1 tRNA gene and 2 rRNA genes (1 of these 3 cut by a window edge) are annotated in these 2,500 nt (G+C 54.5%); all 3 read right to left on the reverse strand.

Annotated elements, in window-relative coordinates:
* Positions 1–148: 148 nt before the first annotated feature.
* A tRNA-Met gene (locus NKI69_RS33265) sits at positions 149–225 on the reverse strand.
* 277 nt (positions 226–502) lie between these two features.
* Positions 503–617 (reverse strand): 5S ribosomal RNA (gene rrf, locus NKI69_RS33270).
* A gap of 273 nt (positions 618–890) precedes the next feature.
* A 23S ribosomal RNA gene (locus NKI69_RS33275) occupies positions 891–2,500 on the reverse strand; it runs 1,211 nt beyond the window's last position.

Consider the following 2,500-nt stretch of genomic DNA (forward strand, 5'->3'; position numbering starts at 1 on the left):
TTACCGCAGATTGGTTGCGGGGACAGGATTGAGTTTTCTGTCCGGCGGCGTCGGCTCCGCTTGCTTGCGGGCGCCTGATGACAGGTTAAATCGCCGGCACCACGGCACAATACAAAAGAGCCCGCACGAGGGCGGGCTCTTTTGTATTTGGTTGCGGGGACAGGATTTGAACCTGTGACCTTCAGGTTATGAGCCTGACGAGCTACCGGGCTGCTCCACCCCGCGTCAACCCTAAGCAAGCGTTTGCTTGCATTCCCTTAGCAAGCGTTTGCTTGCATTCCCTTAGCAAGCGTTTGCTTGCATTCCCTAAGCAAGCGTTTGCTTGCGTTCCTAAGCAAGCGCTTGCTTGCTTTTTTTGTGTAAGCCGAGGCCTACAGATAGGTATATGGCTGACCAAATGAAAGGGCCGCTTACGCGGCCCGTGATCCCTTGGCGGGCCATTTCATAAAGAGAAGATTTCTCTCACATCCGATTGGATGTGAGTTCAACGTGCGTTTAGCAGACCTGGCAGCGACCTACTCTCCCGCGTCTTGAGACGAAGTACCATCAGCGCTGGAGCGTTTCACGGCCGAGTTCGGAATGGGATCGGGTGCAGCCGCTCCGCCATAACCACCAGGTCGGCAAAACGCACGTTGTTCGAGAAGCTTTTTTGAGCGAATAGCCAATAGTGAGTAGCGAATAGGGATCCTATTTGCTGCTTTCTCTGAGCTGTTCGCTGGTCTTTTTTGTGCCTTTACAGTTCTTTGGATCCTGACGCCTTTCGAAGCGAAGCTTCGCAAGGTCGACCGACCGTCGGCGCTGATGCGCCGCACCCACGTAGCGCCGCCCGCAGGGCGGAACAAGCGTGAGTGAGAACATCTGACTTTGTCAGATGAGCATAAGGAATGAGAACGATCAAGCCGATCGAACTATTAGTACCGGTAAGCTTCAAGCGTTGCCGCTCTTCCACACCCGGCCTATCAACGTGGTCGTCTTCCACGGTTCTCAGGGAATACTCGTTTTAAGGTGGGTTTCCCGCTTAGATGCCTTCAGCGGTTATCCCGTCCGGATATAGCTACCCTGCTATGCGGCTGGCGCCACAACAGGTCCACCAGAGATCCGTCCATCCCGGTCCTCTCGTACTAGGGACAGATCCTTTCAATATTCCTACACCCACGGCAGATAGGGACCGAACTGTCTCACGACGTTCTGAACCCAACTCACGTACCGCTTTAAATGGCGAACAGCCATACCCTTGGGACCTGCTCCAGCCCCAGGATGCGATGAGTCGACATCGAGGTGCCAAACAACCCCGTCGATATGGACTCTTGGGGGTCATCAGCCTGTTATCCCCGGCGTACCTTTTATCCGTTGAGCGATGGCCCTTCCACGCGGGACCACCGGATCACTATGACCGACTTTCGTCTCTGCTCGACTTGTCAGTCTCGCAGTCAGGCAGGCTTATGCCATTGCACTCAGCGAACGATTTCCGACCGTTCTGAGCCCACCATCGCGCGCCTCCGTTACTCTTTAGGAGGCGACCGCCCCAGTCAAACTACCCACCATACATTGTCCCGGACCCGGATAACGGGCCGCGGTTAGACATCCATAGTAATAAGGGTGGTATTTCAAGGGTGGCTCCACCTGAGCTGGCGCCCAGGTTTCAAAGCCTACCACCTATCCTACACATGCCACTACGAATGCCAATGTAAAGCTATAGTAAAGGTGCACGGGGTCTTTCCGTCTAACCGCAGGAACCCCGCATCTTCACGGGGAATTCAATTTCACTGAGTCTATGCTGGAGACAGCGGGGAAGTCGTTACGCCATTCGTGCAGGTCGGAACTTACCCGACAAGGAATTTCGCTACCTTAGGACCGTTATAGTTACGGCCGCCGTTTACTGGGGCTTCGATTCAGAGCTTGCACCCCTCCTCTTAACCTTCCAGCACCGGGCAGGCGTCAGACCCTATACGTCGTCTTGCGACTTCGCAGAGCCCTGTGTTTTTGATAAACAGTCGCTACCCCCTGGTCTGTGCCACCCTCCTCTACTTGCGTAGAAAAGGGTCACGCTTCTTCCGAAGTTACGCGTGCAATTTGCCGAGTTCCTTCAGCATAGTTCTCTCAAGCGCCTTGGTATACTCTACCAGACCACCAGTGTCGGTTTCGGGTACGGTTTATAAGGAGGAGCTATTTCCTGGAACCACGCAGCAGCCCGTTCAATCCGATAAGATTGGACTACCTCAATGATCCGTCACTACCTCCAAGCCCACGAATATTAACGTGGTTCCCATCGACTACGCGTTTCCGCCTCGTCTTAGGGGCCGGCTAACCCTGCTCAGATTAGCTTTAAGCAGGAACCCTTGGTCTTTCGGCGGGGGAGTCTCTCACTCCCCTTACGTTACTCATGTCAGCATTCGCACTTCTGATACCTCCACCACCCCTCACGGGTATGGCTTCATCAGCTTACAGAACGCTCCGCTACCGCTTGGCCCTTGCGGACCAAACCCTAAGCTTCGGTGTA

This window comes from Mesorhizobium sp. M0491 (assembly GCF_040321265.1).
GTDB lineage: Bacteria > Pseudomonadota > Alphaproteobacteria > Rhizobiales > Rhizobiaceae > Mesorhizobium.